Raw genomic sequence first — 17,739 nt, 5'->3', positions numbered from 1 at the left:
CTCGGAGAGTTCCGCCACGAACGGGCGGCGGGGCTTCGGCACGATAAGGAGGCAGACGTGAGGCAAGGGTTGTTCGTCACCATCGTGTTGGTGGTGTCGCTGGCCACTGGGTTTCTCATCTGGACCCAGCTTCCGGACTACTTGAAGCAGGGCGGCTATCTCGTGGCTGTTCTCATCGCGTTATCGGTCATGCTCTTCGCGTTCATTGTGGAGCGGCTCTTCACCTTGCGCAAGGCGCGCGGACAGATGTCGGTGCAGGCATTTTTCAAGAGAGTGGTCGATTCGCTCCGCCAGCAGGACTACAAGAGCGCGGTGGCCGTCTGCGACAAGCAGCGCGGGTCGTGCGCGAACGTCCTGCGCGCGGGAATTGAGCGTTATGCGCAGATCAAAGAGAGCGCTTCGCTGAATCCCGACAAGCGAATCGAGGAGACGCAGCGCGCCATCGAAGAGGCCAATGCTCTGGAAGTGCCGCTGCTGGAGCGCAATCTGATCGCCCTCTCGACGATCGCATCGATTGCGACCATGGTCGGTCTGCTGGGGACCACCATCGGTATGATCCGCGCGTTTCAGGCGACCGGCCATGCGGCCGGCGGCGTGATCGACGCGACGCAGTTGGCGACAGGTATCTCCGAGGCGTTGGTGAATACGGCGGGCGGGCTCTTCAATGCCATCATCGGTATTGTCGCGTACAACTTCTTCGTCAATAAAGTCGACAGTTTCAACTACACCATCGACGAGGCCTCCTACGAGGTCGTGCAGTTGTTCAAAGCCCGTGAGGCGGGGGCGTAAGTGGCAATATGCTGAAAAAGGGCAAAAAGCGGAGAGTCAGCATCATCATCGACATGACGCCGATGGTGGATATCGCCTTCCTGCTGTTGATTTTCTACATGGCCACGACGCAGTTTAAGCCGCCGGAGCAGCGACAGGTCACGCTGCCGATCTCGACGTCCCAGCGCGACCTGCCCTTGAAGAACTTCATCACCATCACTGTGACCAGCGTCGATTCGGTCTTTCTCGACTATATCATCAATGTGAAAAAGTTCAGTCCTGAGGTCGGTGATTCGATCGAAGTCCCGTCGCGCGAATATGTGACAGCCAACTCTTCGGAGGTCGGCGATGAAATCAAGCGCATGCAGGGATTGGCGCTTCGGCAGGGCATCCGTGAGTTGTATCTCGTCATGAAGGCGGACCAGGACGCGTCATTTGGTACCGTTGAAGAGATCATGGAGTCTATGCAGGAGAGCAATCTCCTGAGCTTCCAAATCGTCACCGACCTGGATCCATCGATATCACGGACAGGCGGATAGTGCACAACTCGGGCCGTGGCCCAACAGGTGTCGCCGATAGCGTGTATAAAGGTCAGAGGGTGTCGTAGATGGGTGCAGCGGACTTTGGCGGTGATCGCAAGCAAAAAGGCAAGAAGAAGGGGCTCAGACGCCCCAAACGACGGCTCGGCGTCAAGATCGATATGACGCCCATGGTCGATATTGCCTTCCTGCTGCTGATCTTCTATATGGTATCGACAGTGTTCGCCGAACCGCAGGCGATGGAGGTCAATCTGCCCCCGTCCCAGGACGAGTCCCCGGCGGCGGAGTCCAAAGTGCTCACCCTACGGGTTGCTCCCAATGATTCGATCTACTGGACCTTGGGCAAAGAGGACCCCGCCTATGTCTCCGATGCAGACCTGATCCAGATGCTGCGCGACAAAGTTTACGAAACACCGGGGCTCATCACGCTGGTCAAGATCAGCAAGAGCGCACGTTACTCACGTATGGTGAAGATTCTGGATGCGATTGAAGTCGTCGAATACCGGATCAAGCAAGCCGACGCGGAATTTTCGTATACCTTTTCACTGGCGCCCTGGACCCGGCTGGACACGCGAATGATCGAGAAAGTGACCGGCGTCTCGACAGATGAAGATTCCGACGATGAGGGCAACACGCCATGACCGCATCCCAGTCACGCGGCGCCATCGATTACGGCGCGCTGGAGTTGAAGCGCTACTATCAGCGCAGCATGGCCCTTGGAGTGCTCATTGCAGCGGGCATCCATCTGTTGGCCATCGGCAGCGTTCTCCTGGTTCAGTTTATCAAGGCGCAGGCGCGCGGAGGAGACGACATTCCCATCGTGCGCATCAGCGCACTCTCGGAAATCGCGGCGCCGCCGTCGATGACGGAAGCCCGTCCGCAGATCTCCATCTCCGAACCCGACATCGCACCGCCGTCCATCGGCATTCCGACACCTGTACCTGATGAAGAAGTCGTTGAAGAGGTGCGGTTTGCGACGCGCGCCGAACTGGCCGAACTGCAGGCCCCGATGTCATCCAGCTTCGGTTCGGGGAGTGGCGACTCGGTTGTTGTCGATATCTCGCTCGATGATTATTTCCCGGCCCCGTCCGAGTTCGTGGCCGTTGAAGAACAGCCGGTTCCGATCAAGCGCGTGGAACCGCCGTACCCGGAAATCGCCCGCCTGACCGGAACCGAGGGCACCGTCTGGGTGCAGGCCTTAGTCGACAAGACCGGCAAGGTTCGCGATGCCAGAGTGGCCAAATCCTCCGGTTCCAATGTCGGCTTCGATGAGGCCGCCGTTGAAGCGGCACTGCAATGCATCTACAAACCCGCCATTCAAAACGGCCAGCCAGTGGCCGTGTGGGTCACCTATCCGGTCGAATTCAAACTGAAGTAACGGCACAGATTCCGCTTCCAATTACCTTCGGTACCGATCCAGCGGTGCCACGCTGGTTCCGGCGGGCTCCATTGACTTGCCTGCGCGCAACTGCGTAGCTTAACGCCGTGCCTCCCAGTGTCGATCTTAAAGATGCAGTGAGAGGGCAACACGCGATGGTCATCCGTTCAATCGACAACGTCCTGAAGGCCATTGGCCAGACGCCGTTGGTGCCCCTCAAACGCATCGGCGCATTGCTGCCGATGACGCTGTATGCCAAAGTCGAGTTTCTCAATCCCGGCGGTTCGATCAAAGACCGCATGGCGCTGTACATCATCGACAAGGCCGAGCGTGAGGGACTGCTAAAGCCGGGCGGGACGATCGTCGAGAACACGTCGGGTAACACCGGGGTCGGTGTCGCGATGGTGGCCGCGGTACGCGGCTACAGGGCGATCTTCACCATGCCCGACAAGATGTCGATGGAAAAGGTCAATCTGCTGAAAGCGTACGGCGCCAAAGTCGTCGTCACGCCGACCAATGTTCCCGCCGATTCGCCGGAGTCCTACTACGAGACCGCCAAGCGCATCGCGCGCGAAACGCCGGGGTCGTTCTACCTCAATCAGTATCACAACCCCGACAACATCGAGGCGCACTATGTCAGCACCGGCCCGGAAATCTGGGAGCAGACCGACGGTGCGATCGACTGTCTGATCGCCGGCATCGGCACCGGCGGCACGCTCTCCGGGGCGGGCCGATATCTCAAGGAGCAAAATCCCAATCTGCAGATCCTGGCCATCGACCCCGAAGGGTCGGTGTTTTACGATTGGTTCAAAACCGGCAAGCTGACCGATCCCAAAGTTTACAAAGTCGAGGGAATCGGCGAAGATATGCTCGTCAAAGCAATGGATTTTTCCATCGTCGATGACATGATCCGGGTCAACGACAAAGAGTGTTTCCTGATGGCGCGCCGTCTCACAACAGAAGAGGGGCTCTTCGCCGGCGGGTCGTCGGGCGGTGCGGTTTCCGGCGCGGTGACCTGGCTGTCCGATCATCCGGAAATCCGCTGTCCGGTGACGATCCTGCCCGATTCGGGCACGCGCTATCTCTCGAAGATTTATTCCGATGAATGGATGCGCGACAACGGGTTCCTCGTCGATTCACCGTCATTGGGAACCGTTGCCGATCTGCTGCGCGGACGCACCGCTCCGATTGTGACCGCATCGGTCGATGAGCCGGTGTTCAAGGTCGTCGAGAAGATGAAGGCGCACGACATCTCGCAGTTGCCGGTCCTCGACAATGGCTCGCTGGTCGGTGTCATCAATGAAGGAGAGTTGCTGCGCCAGATGATGTCGGGGACACATCGCATTGTCGAGCCGGTCGGCGCCGTTGTCAGCCGCGCTGTTCACACTGTGACGCCCACAACGCCGCTGGTCGCGGTTTCGGAAGCGTTTGCATCGGGAGGCCGCGAGATCGCTGTCGTCGTCGAAAATGGCGACCTGCGCGGCGTCATTACCAAAATCGATTTATTGGATTACCTCGCCAAAACCTTTAAGGGCTGAAGACCATCAAAACGACAGATTCCGAACCTTCTGATCCGCAACGGAGTTTGTGCCGTATGCGATTTGAGACACTGGCCATCCATGCCGGGCAGGCCCCAGAGGAGAAGACCGGCGCGATTGTCGTCCCGATCTACCAGACTGCGACTTACGCCCAACCGGCAATCGGCGCGCACAAGGGGTATGAGTACTCGCGCACCCACAATCCCACTCGCACGGCATTGGAGGAGTGTCTCGCCGCGCTGGAGGGGGGGCGCCACGCGCTGGCGTTTTCATCCGGCATGGCGGCCGAATCGACGCTCATGGCACTCTTCAAGAGTGGCGATCATGTCGTCTGCGGCGACGATGTCTATGGCGGCACCTACCGCGTTTTCGAGAAGATTTTTCGGCTCTGGGGATTCGATTTCACGTTTGTCGACACGACCGACCTCGCCGCCGTCCAGAAGGCGATCAAGCCCAACACCAAAATGCTCTGGCTAGAGACCCCGACCAATCCACTGCTGAAAGTCGTTGATCTGCGGGCGTCGGTGTCGCTGGCGAAGAGACACAACATCCTCGTCGCGGTGGACAATACGTTTGCCTCCCCGTACTTCCAACGGCCCCTCGAGTTCGGCGCCGATATCGTCGTTCACTCGACCACCAAGTTTCTCGGCGGCCATTCCGATACTGTCGGCGGCGCGGTGATTCTCTCCGATGACGCGATGTACGATCGATTGTTCTTTGCGCGCAACGCCATGGGGCCCATTCCCGGACCGTTCGACAGTTGGATCACATTGCGCGGCCTCAAAACACTCGGCGTGCGCATGCGCCAACATGAACAAAACGCAGCGGCGATTGCTCAACATCTGACAACACACCCGCGTGTCCGGAAAGTGCTCTACCCGGGCCTGACCGACAATCAGTACCACGGATTGGCAAAGAAGCAGATGTCCGGATTCGGCTCATTGATATCGTTCTATCTCGACGGCGGGGAACAGGAGTCGCGCAAAGTGTGCGCCTCCACCAGGATCTTCGCGCTGGCGGAGTCGCTCGGTGGCGTCGAGTCGCTCATCGAGCACCCGGCGCTGATGACTCATGCATCGATCCCACGTGAGTTGCGCGAACCGCGCGGCTTGGGCGATGATCTGATCCGCCTCTCCGTCGGAATCGAGCATGTCGACGATCTCATCGCCGATATCGATTCCGCGCTGGCGTCGTACTGATTCCGTCAAAAAGTTGGAAGAGGCGGCACGGGAGGCGCCATGCCCGGCGTGTGACGTGTATCATTGCCTGGACAGGAGGGATAATGGAAAAGACCCAATACGGATACCGCGTCAAAACCAGATCGACATTCGATGAGGCGGTTACCCAGGCAACGGAGGCGCTGGCCGCTGAGGGATTCGGGATTCTAACCGAAATCGATGTGAGGGCGACACTGAAAAAGAAGATCAATCTCGACTTCCGGCGTTATCTCATCCTCGGCGCCTGCAACCCGCATTTGGCCTCGCGAATGCTCGCTGAGGAACTGGACATCGGACTGCTGATGCCGTGCAACGCGATTGTCTACGAGAACGACGACGGCACGGCGACTGTATCGTTGCTGTCCGCGAAAGCGATGGCCGACGTGACCGGCCGCGACGACCTCACTTCGATTGTCGATGAGGCGGAGGAGCGGATCCTACGTGTTGTATCGGCGCTGGACCGTCAAATCGCCGTGTGACGCAGACGCAACGCGTTGCCGATGACTGAGACCGAGCTGAAGCTCATCGCCGCCGCTGCAATCATCGGGCTGAGCAACAAGCCGACGAAAGGATAGAGCAGACCCGCCGCGATGGGCACGCCGACCGCATTGTAGACAAACGCGAAGAAGAGATTCTGGCGGATATTCGACATCGTCGCGCGGCTGAGGTGCACGGCACGGACGATGCCACGCAGGTCGCCTTTGACGAGCGTCACCGACGCGGATTCCATGGCAACGTCGGTCCCCGTGCCCATGGCGATACCGACATCGGCTTGAGCCAGAGCGGGCGCATCGTTGATACCATCGCCGGCCATCGCAACCACTCGCCCTTCGCTCTGCAGCTTCCTGACGTACTCTGATTTCTGATCGGGCAATACACCGGCGAAGATGTCATCGATGCCGAGTTGCCGCGCGACGGCGCGTGCTGTTGCCTCGTTGTCGCCGGTCAGCATGACCACGCGGATTCCCTCGCGTTGCAGCGCTCTAAGGGCTGTCGGCGTCGACTCTTTAACCGTGTCGCTGACGGCCAATAACCCGGTCGCCTGCGCGTCGACCGCAACAAACATCACGGTGCTGCCGTTGTGTTCCAGCTCTGCCGCCAGAGATTCCAAGCCCTCGGTCGGGATATTCTTCTCGGCCAGCAGTAAACGATTCCCGACAACGACAACACGTCCATCGATCCGTCCGGTGATTCCCTTCCCGGACACAGACTGGAAATCGTCGGAGCCGGGAATCGGAATTGATTGCGATTCGGCGCCGGCAACGATTGCCGCGGCCAACGGATGCTCGCTGCCGCGTTCCAACCCCGCGGCCAATCGCAGCACCTCGTTGGCCGTCCACCCCGATAGCGGGATCACCTCGCGCAGACGGGGCCTGCCTTCGGTGAGCGTCCCGGTCTTGTCGACGACGACCGTGTCAATCTTTTGCAATGTCTCGATCGCTTCGGCGTTCCTGAACAACACACCCAATGTAGCACCGCGCCCGGCGGCAACCATCACCGACATCGGCGTTGCCAGGCCCAGGGCGCAGGGGCACGCGATAATCAAAACGGCCACCGCGTTGACGAGTGCGTGTGCCATACGAGGTTCTGGCCCCCAAAGCCCCCAAGCGACCATCGTCAGCAGCGCGATACCGACAACGGCCGGAACAAAGTATGACGCGACGACGTCTGCGAGTTTCTGGATCGGGGCGCGCGACCGCTGCGCATCGGCGACCATCTGCACGATGCGCGCCAACAGCGTCTCCGAGCCGACGCGTTCGGCACGCATGACCAAAGACCCGGTGCCGTTGGTGGTCGCCCCGACGACCGCATCGCCGGCTGTTTTCTCGACCGGGATCGCTTCACCGCTGATCATCGATTCATCCACCGAGGAGCTGCCTTCCAGCACGACGCCGTCGACGGGGATTTTTTCGCCGGGACGCACCCGCAACCGATCTCCGATCTGCACCTGATCCAACGGAATATCTTTCTCATGGCCGCAATCGGTGATCTGACGTGCCGTCTTGGGTGTCAGGCCCAGCAGCGCACGGATCGCCGCGCCGGTGCGGCTGCGGGCCCTCAATTCCAGCACTTGCCCCAGGAGGACCAGCGTCACGATCACGGCAGCGGCCTCGAAGTAGACGTCGACCGTACCGTGATGCCGGAATGAGTCGGGGAAGATCGATGGCGCAATCGCCGCCAGCATGCTGTAGCCATAGGCGGCGCCGGTGCCGATCGCGATTAACGTAAACATGTTCGGCGAGCGATTGATGATCGAATCCCACCCGCGTTTGAAGAAAACCGCCCCGCCCCAGAGCACGACCGGTGTCGCCAGCGCCAGTTGCAGCCACACAAGCGCCGTTCGTGACAGCCCGCCCATCCACCCTGCCCCGGCAATCATCGCGCCCGTTTCGAGAATGAAAAGCGGCGCCGTCAGGAGGGCGCAGACCCACAGACGTCGGCGCATCGTGGCCAACTCGGGGTTTTCCTCTTCCTGTGCCCGAACCACGCGTGGCTCGAGCGCCATGCCGCAGATGGGGCAGGAGCCGGGTGCATCGCGCACGATCTCCGGGTGCATCGGACAGGTGTATTCCGTCCTGCTGATCGGGGTCAGCGATGGAATCTTCTCAAGGGCCATCCCGCATTTCGGACAACTTCCGGGCCGGTCCGTGATGATCTCCGGGTCCATGGGACAGGTGTACTGCCCCGGAAGGGCTGCCGTCACTGTTCGTGGGACCACGACGGTCTTCTCATGCTTGCCGCCATGACTGCAGCAACTGTGATTGGTGTCCATTTGAGGATGATACCACGGCCGAGCGCGCCCCGGTAACGGAATCCGCGTTGCGCGTTCCTTTGAATCCCGCGCACCGTGCGTGTATCTTGGTACCATGCCGCAGGCGCTGTCATCGATCGCAAGTTCCATACCCCGCAGGGGCGAGACGGTCGAACTGACCATCGAGGATTGGGGCGACAAAGGACGCGGGATTGCGCGGCTGGGGCGGATGGTGGTGCTGACCGACCGTGGGTTGCCCGGAGACCGCGTACGCGCCCGGATTACCGCCCGCAAGCGCAATTTGCTGCACGCCGCGCTGGAGGAGATCGTAACGCCGGGTCCGGGGCGAATCGATCCGCTGTGCCGGCATTTCGGGCTGTGTGGCGGCTGCCGCCTCCTCGATCTGCAATATGAGCGACAATTGGAGGGGAAAGTCCGTCACCTGGCCGAGCAACTGCGCCGCATCGGCGGGCTCGACAGAATACCGGACATCGACATTGTTCCGTGCGAGCCGCCGTTTCGCTATCGCAACAAGATGGAGTTTTCGTTCGGCGGATTCGACGGTACGCTCGCTTTGGGATTGCACCCCCGTGAGAACTTTCGCGATGCCTTTGATCTGTCCGAATGCTGGCTGACGGACGCACGGGTGGCAGACATCGTCGGCGCCGTGCGCGGTTTCTTCGCAGATGGATCAGTGGCCCCCTATCACCCCGTTCACCATACAGGGTTTCTGCGGTTCGTGGTTACGCGCTTGGGACTTCGCACCGGCGATGTGCTGGTCAATCTCGTCACCGCCGCCGGTGAATGGGACCGGTCAGACGATTTCGCCCAGTGTCTGCGGCAGAGGTGTCCGTACGTGACAACTGCGCTGTGGACCGTCAACGACCGGCGCGCCAATATCGCCACCGGGTCACTGCGGCAAGTCTTCTTTGGTCCGGGGCGCCTCACTGAGCAACTCGGTGGCTTCACATTCGAAATCGCGCCCGGCGGATTCTTTCAGACCAATACGTTGCAAGCCGAGCGGCTCTTCGATCGGGTCATGACATACGCCGATCCGCAGGGAGGGACGGCACTCGACCTGTATGCGGGTGCGGGTGTGATTTCGCTGTTGCTTTCGCGTCGGGCAGACCGCGTGATCGGCGTGGAATCGCATGCGGACTCCGTCGCCGCCGCCGAGCGAAACGCCGCACTGAATGATGTCACGAACTGTCGATTCCTCTGTGGGGACGTGCTCGAGTATTTGAAAGCAGATTCGTCGGCGATGAGTCCATTCGACCTCATTGTCGTCGATCCGCCGCGCGCCGGACTGCATCCGAAAGTGGCCAGGGCGTTGACGCGGATGACACCGAGTCCCCGGCGCCTGGTCTATGTCTCGTGCAACACCGCGGCACTGGCGCGTGATTTCGTGCTGCTGGCCGAGGCATTTTCCTTGGAGCGTCTGGCAGCGGTCGATATGTTCCCGCACACGCCGCACATTGAAGCCGTCGCGCTGCTGACGCCGCGAGTGTCCGGCTGAGAGGATTCGACGATGGTCAAACGGCTGTATGCTCCATGGCGCGAAGAATTCATCCTCGGACCGCAACCGGACGGGTGCATATTCTGCGATCCCTCCAGGCACCGACCGGTGCGCGAATTGATTCTCCATCGGGGGAAGCGCGCCTATGTAGTGATGAACCGTTATCCGTATACGTCGGGCCATGTGCTGGTCATTCCCTTTCGGCATGTCGCCGCGCTCGAAGACTTGACGGTGAGCGAACGCAGCGAACTGATGTCGCTGACCGCGCTGTCGACCCGCGTCCTGAAGTCGATACAGGATCCTGCGGGAATGAACATCGGGATGAACTTGGGCCGTGCCGCCGGCGCCGGTATCGAGGGCCACCTGCATCTTCACGTCGTCCCCCGCTGGGTCGGCGACACAAACTTCCTGCCGGTCTTGGCTGATACACGGATCGTCTCTGTCGACCTGCTCAAGCTTAAGCGAACCTTGCGGACTGCGTTCCGCAGAGCATCGCGTTCCGCAAAGTGACAGTAACCATAAGTACTCCAATCGGTTACAAGCACTTGCCCGCAGGGATTGAGCCGCGCCCGGAACGCGCGGCACCCGTTTGACTTGGCAAAATCGAAATTCCTACATTGCGACTCAGACACGATTGCAATGCCGTGATTGTTCACCAAGCGGCCCGGCAGTTGTCTTTGGCGATGAGAATCCCGCGCAAAACAGAACTGATTCGTCTCCAGGCACTCTATAAGACCGATGCCCGCATTGCGGAGGCATTGGGGGGGATCCCGGAGTACCTGGTCACCTACTGGCGTCGCAAGAAGAAGATTCCTCGGCACACGTCGACTAAGTTCACTCAACAGCAGATTCAGGAACTCTGGGAACGATTCGGTGATGATTTTCGCGCCGGTCGCGAGTTGAATATCTCCAAGGCGGCCTTCTACACTTGGCGGCGCAAGTACGGCCTTGTCGAAAAACCCAGCGAATTGCGACTGGAACAATTGCAGCTGCGCCTGGGCGTGCCGCCGCCGCCTCGCGACCAATCCGAGATCGGGCCGCACGCACAAACCGCCAGTGCCAAGATCATGCGGCGCAGTCTGGACAACCGCCCCGATGGGAGTCCCGCCTTCGACTGGATCGTGCGTAAACGGGGTGACTCCGATGACGCACCCGTCGCGGTGTGTCCCGGACCACGGTTCCGTTGGCCGTCTACCGAACCGACTGCCGCCGACGGCGATCTCGCCGCGGCAGCGCATGGCGAGCCCCTGTGGTGCCTGCCACACGCGGGCGCGATCGACTGGCAACTGGTCGAATCACGACTCGTTTATCCCGGCCAACTGGTGCGCGGGCCGCAGACTCTGCTGTCGGGATTGGGCGGTGTCGGGTTACTGACCTTCGGTGAAGAGCAAAACGGCTTTCCCAAACACACCATCAAGATTGAATTGACGCGCCGCATATCCGGATCGGTCGATGTTGAGGATCTGTTTTTGACGATGCTGTCGCACCGATGGCACGAGGATTGGCCGGGAACCATCATTGAGTTCTGGGGGGGGCCGATCGAGCGCTTGTCGCTGGATCGCAAGGTCAAGCTCTGCCACCTCACGGTCCGGGCGGGCGCCGCAGCGGCGATGTGCCCATTCGACGATGTCATCCGTCGCCACTATGGGCGACTCCTGCAGGGGCGGTTTCCCCAAAGCCATCCCGACCGGGCGGCTGTCTATGACGGTGAGCACTTTCTTGAAGGACGGCATGTCGAATCGTCGCTGGGAGTGCTCCACGAAGAGACGCGCTGGACTGTCGCGCGATCCGCCGAAGAATCCGGCGAGCCGGGCGGGGTCCTGATCGGTCCGGGTGCGCTACCCTATGAGATCGAGCGTGCGGCCGAACTCGTCGATGGACGGCGCATCCAACCGGACCAGGCGGGGTGTTTGCTCGTCTGTCCGGCTACGCCCAGAGTATATCAGGGCGCCTTCCGGCGCGGCTGGGCGCAAAAGATCATCGCCGCCGGGGGATCGGTGCTTGATGTCGCGCTCAGTCGCCGGCTGGGAGTCGATGATCTTTTGCAATTGGCGGCCACCGGAACGTCATCCCGGCGCGTCTACATCAGCTCGATTCCCCAGACGACCACGCGATCAGTCGGTCAACTGATCCTATGCAGCGTGCGCACCGCGTTGCGTGCGGGTTTGGGCATCGGCTGAGCAGATGGAAGGAGAGTCTCGGGGATGCACCTATGTCTCGACGCCCGTCCAGTTGCGCAATTCGAAAGACCCATTCCGGAGCACGACATACTGAAACGTCTCGAAGAATTCGCCTGTATTAATCCACCATCCACGCTCCAATCTCCGTACCCACCCGACATGCAGGTGGCCGACGATGACCGCGTCGAATCCGGCCGCAAGCGTTTCGGTCGCCATCTTGTCGTGCTCCGGGAACGATGTCCGCTGCTGACGCAGGTGCCGCAGACGCGAGCTGCGCGACGAAAAATTGGCCAGTCTGTAGGCCCAATCGGCCGGAATCAACCGATAGGCGGCGATGTTCAATGGCAGCCGCAGAATTCCTCGGAGCATGCGATAACCGCCTTCCGACGGTGATAGACCGTCGCCGTGGGACAGATACAGGCGCAGCCCCTGACGGTTCGGCGTGTAGTCGCCTTGATGAACCGTGACGCCCAATTCGCGCGCCATGTAATCTCCGGTCCAATAGTCATGATTGCCGACGACGAGATGGAATAGACCGCCGCTTCGTGTGTAGTCCTCGATGGCGGCGAGGACGGTCAGATTGGTTTTGGGTATCCAGTGCCGATACTCAAACCAGAAATCGAAGAGATCACCCAGACAGAACACTTCGGCGCCGATTTCCCGGGCGTGCCGCAACAGTCCCCTCACGGACTCGGCGATGCGATGGTCCTGATCGGCGCCATGCACGCCGATGTGCGCGTCCGAGAAGAATACGACCGGAGGGTCGCCGGCTGTGGAGACGCCTGACATTCCGGGGAGTATAACCGATTGCCGCCGCGACCTCCATGACGGAACAAAGTGGGCATCGATCGACGATGAGTAGCAGTGACATCTTGACACCCCTGCGGATGGGCGGTATCAGTGCCCCGGCGTCGTCTCGGGGCGGGAGCCGGAGTCAGGGGGTCGGGTCTGGATAAATTCGTCATCAATGGCGGCCGTCATCTGAAGGGGACCGTCGCGGTCACGTCGTCGAAGAATTCCACACTGCCGATCATCTGCGCGTCGCTCTTGGCGTCGACCGGACGCACCGTCCTGCGGGACATTCCCGACTTAGTCGACATCCGCACAGCCGTCCAAGTCTGCCAACATCTGGGCGCCAGTGCCGCGTACGATCCGAAGAGTCGCACGGTCGCCATCAATGCCGCCCTCGTCGATGGCGACAACGTACCGTACGATTTGATGCGACGCATGCGCGCGTCGTTTCTGTATCTGGGCACCCTGCTGTCCCGCGTGCGGCGGGCGCGGGTTTCCCTGCCGGGCGGGTGCGCCTTTGGGCCGCGTCCGGTCGATTTGCACATCAAGGGCTTCGAAGCGTTGGGCGTGAAGTTCAACGAAGAGCACGGCTATCTTGTGGGCGATGGGCGAAGCATGAAGTCCGGCACGATCGTATTCGACCGCCCAACTCACACCGGCACTGAGAACGTCATGATCGGGGCAGCGCTGTTGCCGGGGGAAACGATGATCGTCAATGCCGCCTGCGACCCTGAAATCGCCGATGTCGCCGACTTCATGAATCGCATGGGAGCGAAGATCCAGGGCGCCGGAACAGCCACGATCCGGATACAGGGTGTTCGGAAGCTCAAGGGAGTCGAGTACCGACCCATACCGGACCGACTGGAGGCGGGGACTTTCATGATGGCGGCGGTCATCACCAAGGGGGCGGTCGAGCTGAGCCACGTGCGCCCGGATCACCTGACGGCGGTGTCCGTCAAACTGCGCGATATGGGTGCCAGAGTCGAGGAGAAGAAGACCTCTGTTTTTGTGCAGGGGCCCAGGAAGATCTGGCCGACGCGTGTGGCGACCTTCGCCTATCCCGGTTTCCCGACCGACCTGCAGCCGACGCTCCTGCCGGTGTTGGCGGTCGCCGATGGCGCTTCGCTGTTGTCCGAGACGGTGTTTCCGAACCGGTTTTCTCATGTCATGGAACTGGCACGCATGGGAGCCGACATTCAGGTGACGGGCGATGAGGCCCGCATCGCCGGGGTACCGTTTCTGCGCGGCGCCTCGGTCATGGCATCCGACATCCGCGCGGGGGCGGGACTGGTGACGGCGGCGCTCGGCGCAAAGGGGCAGTCTGAAGTTCTGCGCGTCTATCACATCGATCGCGGGTACGAGAGTTTGGAGGAAAAGCTCCGGCAACTCGGGGCCGATATCAAAAGAGTCGAAGACGGCTGATCGCTCGTGTCGGAACAATCGCCCCGGCGGGCTGTTTGATTCGACAAGAACGTCTGTCCGGTTTTGCGTGACATCAGAACGATGATTCCCCAACTCCATACACGTTTTTATCACATGCGTGATGCCGTTCTCAACGGATTCAACAGGACGGACGGGATGCGGTTCGTCGCCTTGGCCACATGTGCGATGGGGCTGGCGGTCCTGTTGTCCGCACCCAGTGCGCGCGCGCAGAGCGACCGATTCGGCAAAAACAAAGTCCAGTACCGCGAATTCGAGTGGCACTACCTCAGCACGGACAACTTCGACATCTACTTTTATGATGGCGGCTACGATTTGGCGGTCTTTGCGGCGCGTGTGCTCGACTCCGCATATGCCGAGGTCGCGTCACAGGTGAACCACCGGCTGCGCGAACGGGTCCCGTGCATTCTCTACCAATCGCACAACGATTTTCAGCAGACCAATGTCACCGGCAGCATTCTCGAAGAGGGCGTGGGAGGGTTCACCGAATCGTTTAAGAACCGCATGGTGATGCCCTTCACCGGTTCGTACGAGGACTTCCGGCATGTCCTGCATCATGAACTGACGCACGCTGTCATCTTCGACAAAATCTACGGCGGCGGGTTCGGCTCGATCCTCTCCACGCGGTCACTGTTTAATCTGCCGCTGTGGTTTGCCGAGGGTTATGCAGAGTACTCATCCCGCCACGGATGGGACACGTTCGCCGACATGGTCATGCGCGATGCGACGGTGCATGATTACCTCGTTCCGCTTGAATATGTCGGCGGATATCTCGCCTACAAGGAGGGACAGTCGGCGATTCTTTATCTGGCCGAGCGTTACGGCGAGGAGAAGATTCCGGAGATCATCAATCGCGGACGCTTCGAATCGACCATAGACAATTCGCTGAAAAAGGCGATCGGCATGGGGATGAAGGAGTTCTCCGAAGACTGGGAAAAGCGGCTGCGACGGGAGTACTGGCCCGAAATTTCCGAGCGCGAAGAGCCCCGGGAGTTTGCGCGGCAACTGACCGATCACGATAAAGACGGCAGCTACATGAACGACAAACCCGTCTTCTCGCCGCGCGGCGACCGACTGGCAATCTTCAGCGAGCGCTCCGACAACACCGAGGTCCGCATCATCTCCGCCGTGGACGGCAAGGAACTGAGCCGCGTGCTGAAGGGCGGACGCAGCGACCAATTCGAATCGCTGCACTCCTTCCAATCGGCAATGAGTTTCTCGCCGGACGGATCGACGCTCGCGCTGATTGCCAAATCCGGCGGTCAGGACGCCCTGTTCTTAGTCGATGTCGATGGATCGGGACGCGACGACGTGTTGACGTTTGGCTTCTCCGCCATGCGCTCGCCGGCGTACGCGCCCGACGGGAAGTCCGTCGTCTTCCTTGCGACGCGCTACGATCGCAGCGATCTGTATCGGGTCGATCTGGAAACTGAGAAGATTCTGCGGCTCACCGACGATCACTACGATGAGCAGGACCCCGAGTTCCACCCCGACGGCGCCCGAATCGTCTTTGCCTCCGACCGTCCGTCAGGGACGGCTTCGACGCTGCGTCTGGGCGGCGAGTTCGATCCCCGAGCCGCCGCGTACGGACGCTATAACATCTTCGAGGCCGACTTGTCGTCGGGCTCCGTACGCCCGCTGACGAACGACGATTTCGAAAACCGGATGCCGATCTATTCCCCCGACGGCACCCGTATTTGTTTCGTTTCCAACCGCAACGGCATCTACAATCTCTATGTCATCGACTCTTCGCGGTCTGAGCCGTACCCGATCACCAATGCGCTGTCGGGCTGCTTTTCGCCGACGTGGTCGCCCGACGGAACCGGCATCGCCTTCACCGCTTTCTTCAAGGGCGGATTCGATGTCTTCCTGATGGACAACATCCGACCCAAAATCGAAGAGGGCGACGCACTGGCGATGACCCCGTTCATGCGACGCCAGCTCGGTCTGGATACCAATTCTTTCGTCATGCGCGGCAACATCCGGTTGTCGGACCGCGTCCCCAAGGCGCTCCTTGAGGAAGACTTGGAATTCACTTCGTACGTGCATCGCGCGAAAAGCCCTCTGGAGCACGAGCCGCTGGGTGCAGCAGAGGCGGACACGGCAGGGGCGCCGGCCGACGATCAGCCAGCGCCGGAAGCCCGGCGCGACACGACCTCATCGGCGCCGGATACTGTGTCGGGGACTCGGGAGCTGGCCGGGAAGCCGCCGCCCGCAGAACCGTCGGCATCCGTCGCCGACAGCTCAGGCGACACGACCGAGTACGCCGTACGCAAGTACCGCCGTCGCTTTTCGCCCGACTTGGTATCGGGCGGGCTTGGGTACGACACATTTTTCGGTCTGCGGGGTCAGTCGTTTTTTGTCATCTCCGATTACATGGGCGATCACCAGCTTTTCATCGTCAGCGATCTCATCAACACGATCGATCAGTCGAACATCCAGGTCTACTATGCGTACCGTCCCAAGCGGATCGACTACGGAATCGGCCTGTTCCATTCCAAGTACTACTACATCGATTTCGACGACCGTCTCTTTTCGGATCGCACCTACGGCTTCGTCGCGAATGCTGCGCGGCCCTTTTCGAAATTCACGCGCGTGCAGCTTGACGGCGTCATGCTGTTCATCGATCGCAAATTCTTCGACCCAAACCTGCAGTCCGGCGAATACGAGGACCGCTTTGCCCGCGTCGGTCTGGGCTCAATCTCGCTGGTGCACGACGACATCATCTGGGGGCTGACGGGCCCCGTGACCGGACGCCGCTACCGGTTGGAGCTTGAGTATGCGCCGGGTGGCGTCTCTGAAGGAATTTCATATCAGGCGGCCTTGCTCGATTTCCGTCAGTACGCGCGTCTGGGCGGGCGCTACAGCGTGGCGTTTCGTCTGGCCGGGGGTGTGTCCGGCGGCAAGACCCCGAAACGCTACTACGTCGGCGGTGTCGAGAATTGGATCGGCTCGAGCATCGGGCGCGGCGACGTCTATGATGTCGAAGGGCTGTACTTCGCCGATGTGATCACGCCGTTGCGTGGATACAACTATTACGCACTGTCCGGCAACCGGTTCTTCGTTGCCAATGCGGAGTTTCGCTTCCCATTTGTCGAGTACCTCGCGTTGCGGTTCCCTTTGCCCATCGTCCTCTCCCGTATCGGCGGCGCCATCTTCGGCGACATGGGGGCCGCATGGGACGACAACAACTTCCGCGGCGCGATCACCGAAGACGGCTTCCGTCTCAACGACATCAAAGCGTCGTTCGGCTACGGAGTGCGAGCCAACCTCGGATTCATCGTTCTGCGCTTCGATCAGGCATGGCGGACCAACCTCGATTCGGTTGACGACAAGCCGAAGTCCTATTTCTCCATCGGCGCGGACTTCTAAGAGAACTTACCGCGAGAGTGGCGTTTCATCGGTTGCGGCACGATACGCGTAACCTCTTGTGGCAAAGCGTGATATGCCGACCTGACTAAGCGCGGCCTCGTGTCACTACGATCAAATGTCAGTCTCCAGGATAGACTGCAGCAAACTGCAATTTGACTCATTGCTGCCGGGTTGTGTATCTTCGCCGCCCCGCGATTAGTGCATCTGAGACCGCCGTTCAAAGGTCTGTTTGTTGCCCTCTCGCGGA

At 60.4% G+C, this 17,739-nt stretch carries 14 protein-coding genes; 12 read left to right on the top strand and 2 right to left on the bottom strand.

The genetic code is table 11. The features are described from left to right. Positions 1-57 precede the first annotated feature (57 nt). The 7 genes from VGB22_08150 to VGB22_08120 all read left to right on the top strand — a co-directional run bounded on the left by VGB22_08150 (position 58) and on the right by VGB22_08120 (position 5,919). Entirely contained in the window at positions 58-789 is a 732-nt protein-coding gene (locus VGB22_08150; GenBank protein HEX9751238.1) for a MotA/TolQ/ExbB proton channel family protein, read from the top strand. Positions 790-797: 8 nt separating this feature from the next. Beyond that, entirely contained in the window at positions 798-1,307 is a 510-nt protein-coding gene (locus VGB22_08145) for a biopolymer transporter ExbD (protein ID HEX9751237.1), read from the top strand. Positions 1,308-1,375: 68 nt separating this feature from the next. After that, positions 1,376-1,948 (top strand): biopolymer transporter ExbD, encoded by a 573-nt coding sequence (locus VGB22_08140; protein HEX9751236.1) that lies wholly within the window; start codon positions 1,376-1,378, stop codon positions 1,946-1,948. Next, entirely contained in the window at positions 1,945-2,685 is a 741-nt protein-coding gene (locus VGB22_08135) for an energy transducer TonB (GenBank protein ID HEX9751235.1), read from the top strand. Before VGB22_08140 ends, VGB22_08135 begins: the two co-directional genes overlap by 4 nt. 161 nt (positions 2,686-2,846) lie before the next feature. Beyond that, positions 2,847-4,223: a pyridoxal-phosphate dependent enzyme gene (locus tag VGB22_08130; GenBank protein ID HEX9751234.1), complete on the top strand. Its 1,377-nt coding sequence runs from the start codon at positions 2,847-2,849 to the stop codon at positions 4,221-4,223. Between the two features lie 56 nt (positions 4,224-4,279). Further along, positions 4,280-5,422: a cystathionine gamma-synthase gene (locus tag VGB22_08125; GenBank protein HEX9751233.1), complete on the top strand. Its 1,143-nt coding sequence runs from the start codon at positions 4,280-4,282 to the stop codon at positions 5,420-5,422. An 83-nt stretch (positions 5,423-5,505) separates the two neighbouring features. Beyond that, positions 5,506-5,919, top strand: coding sequence for a DUF302 domain-containing protein (locus VGB22_08120; protein ID HEX9751232.1), 414 nt, complete (start codon positions 5,506-5,508; stop codon positions 5,917-5,919). On the opposite strand, the gene VGB22_08115 is transcribed toward VGB22_08120, so the two are convergent. Further along, positions 5,904-8,108: a copper-translocating P-type ATPase gene (locus tag VGB22_08115; GenBank protein ID HEX9751231.1), complete on the bottom strand. Its 2,205-nt coding sequence runs from the start codon at positions 8,106-8,108 to the stop codon at positions 5,904-5,906. The two genes, VGB22_08120 and VGB22_08115, sit on opposite strands and share 16 nt — an antisense overlap. A 199-nt stretch (positions 8,109-8,307) precedes the next feature. Between VGB22_08115 and rlmD the strand changes: the two genes are divergently transcribed. From rlmD to VGB22_08100, 3 genes are all read left to right on the top strand, one after another. Then, on the top strand, positions 8,308-9,708 hold the full coding sequence (gene rlmD / locus VGB22_08110) for a 23S rRNA (uracil(1939)-C(5))-methyltransferase RlmD (GenBank protein ID HEX9751230.1): 1,401 nt from the start codon (positions 8,308-8,310) through the stop codon (positions 9,706-9,708). Between the two features lie 12 nt (positions 9,709-9,720). Beyond that, positions 9,721-10,218: an HIT domain-containing protein gene (locus tag VGB22_08105; GenBank protein HEX9751229.1), complete on the top strand. Its 498-nt coding sequence runs from the start codon at positions 9,721-9,723 to the stop codon at positions 10,216-10,218. 173 nt (positions 10,219-10,391) lie between these two features. After that, complete coding sequence (locus VGB22_08100; protein HEX9751228.1) at positions 10,392-11,888, top strand: aconitase family protein; 1,497 nt, start codon at positions 10,392-10,394, stop codon at positions 11,886-11,888. A gap of 30 nt (positions 11,889-11,918) precedes the next feature. Here the strand turns inward: VGB22_08100 and VGB22_08095 are convergent, their stop codons facing one another. After that, entirely contained in the window at positions 11,919-12,677 is a 759-nt protein-coding gene (locus VGB22_08095; protein HEX9751227.1) for a UDP-2,3-diacylglucosamine diphosphatase, read from the bottom strand. Positions 12,678-12,788: 111 nt separating this feature from the next. Here VGB22_08095 and murA point away from each other — a divergent pair, with 111 nt between their 5' ends. Together murA and VGB22_08085 are read left to right on the top strand one after the other, a co-directional pair. Beyond that, positions 12,789-14,102 carry a UDP-N-acetylglucosamine 1-carboxyvinyltransferase gene (gene murA, locus VGB22_08090; protein ID HEX9751226.1) on the top strand — a complete coding sequence of 438 codons (1,314 nt, stop codon included), beginning with the start codon at positions 12,789-12,791 and terminating at the stop codon, positions 14,100-14,102. Positions 14,103-14,258: 156 nt separating this feature from the next. Then, complete coding sequence (locus tag VGB22_08085; GenBank protein ID HEX9751225.1) at positions 14,259-17,492, top strand: BamA/TamA family outer membrane protein; 3,234 nt, start codon at positions 14,259-14,261, stop codon at positions 17,490-17,492. Positions 17,493-17,739 lie beyond the last annotated feature (247 nt).

The sequence above is a fragment of the Candidatus Zixiibacteriota bacterium genome, assembly GCA_036397555.1.
GTDB lineage: Bacteria > Zixibacteria > MSB-5A5 > WJJR01 > WJJR01 > DATKYL01.
The sequence above is the reverse complement of the archived record's forward strand: the minus strand, read 5'-3'. Positions and strand labels throughout refer to the sequence as shown.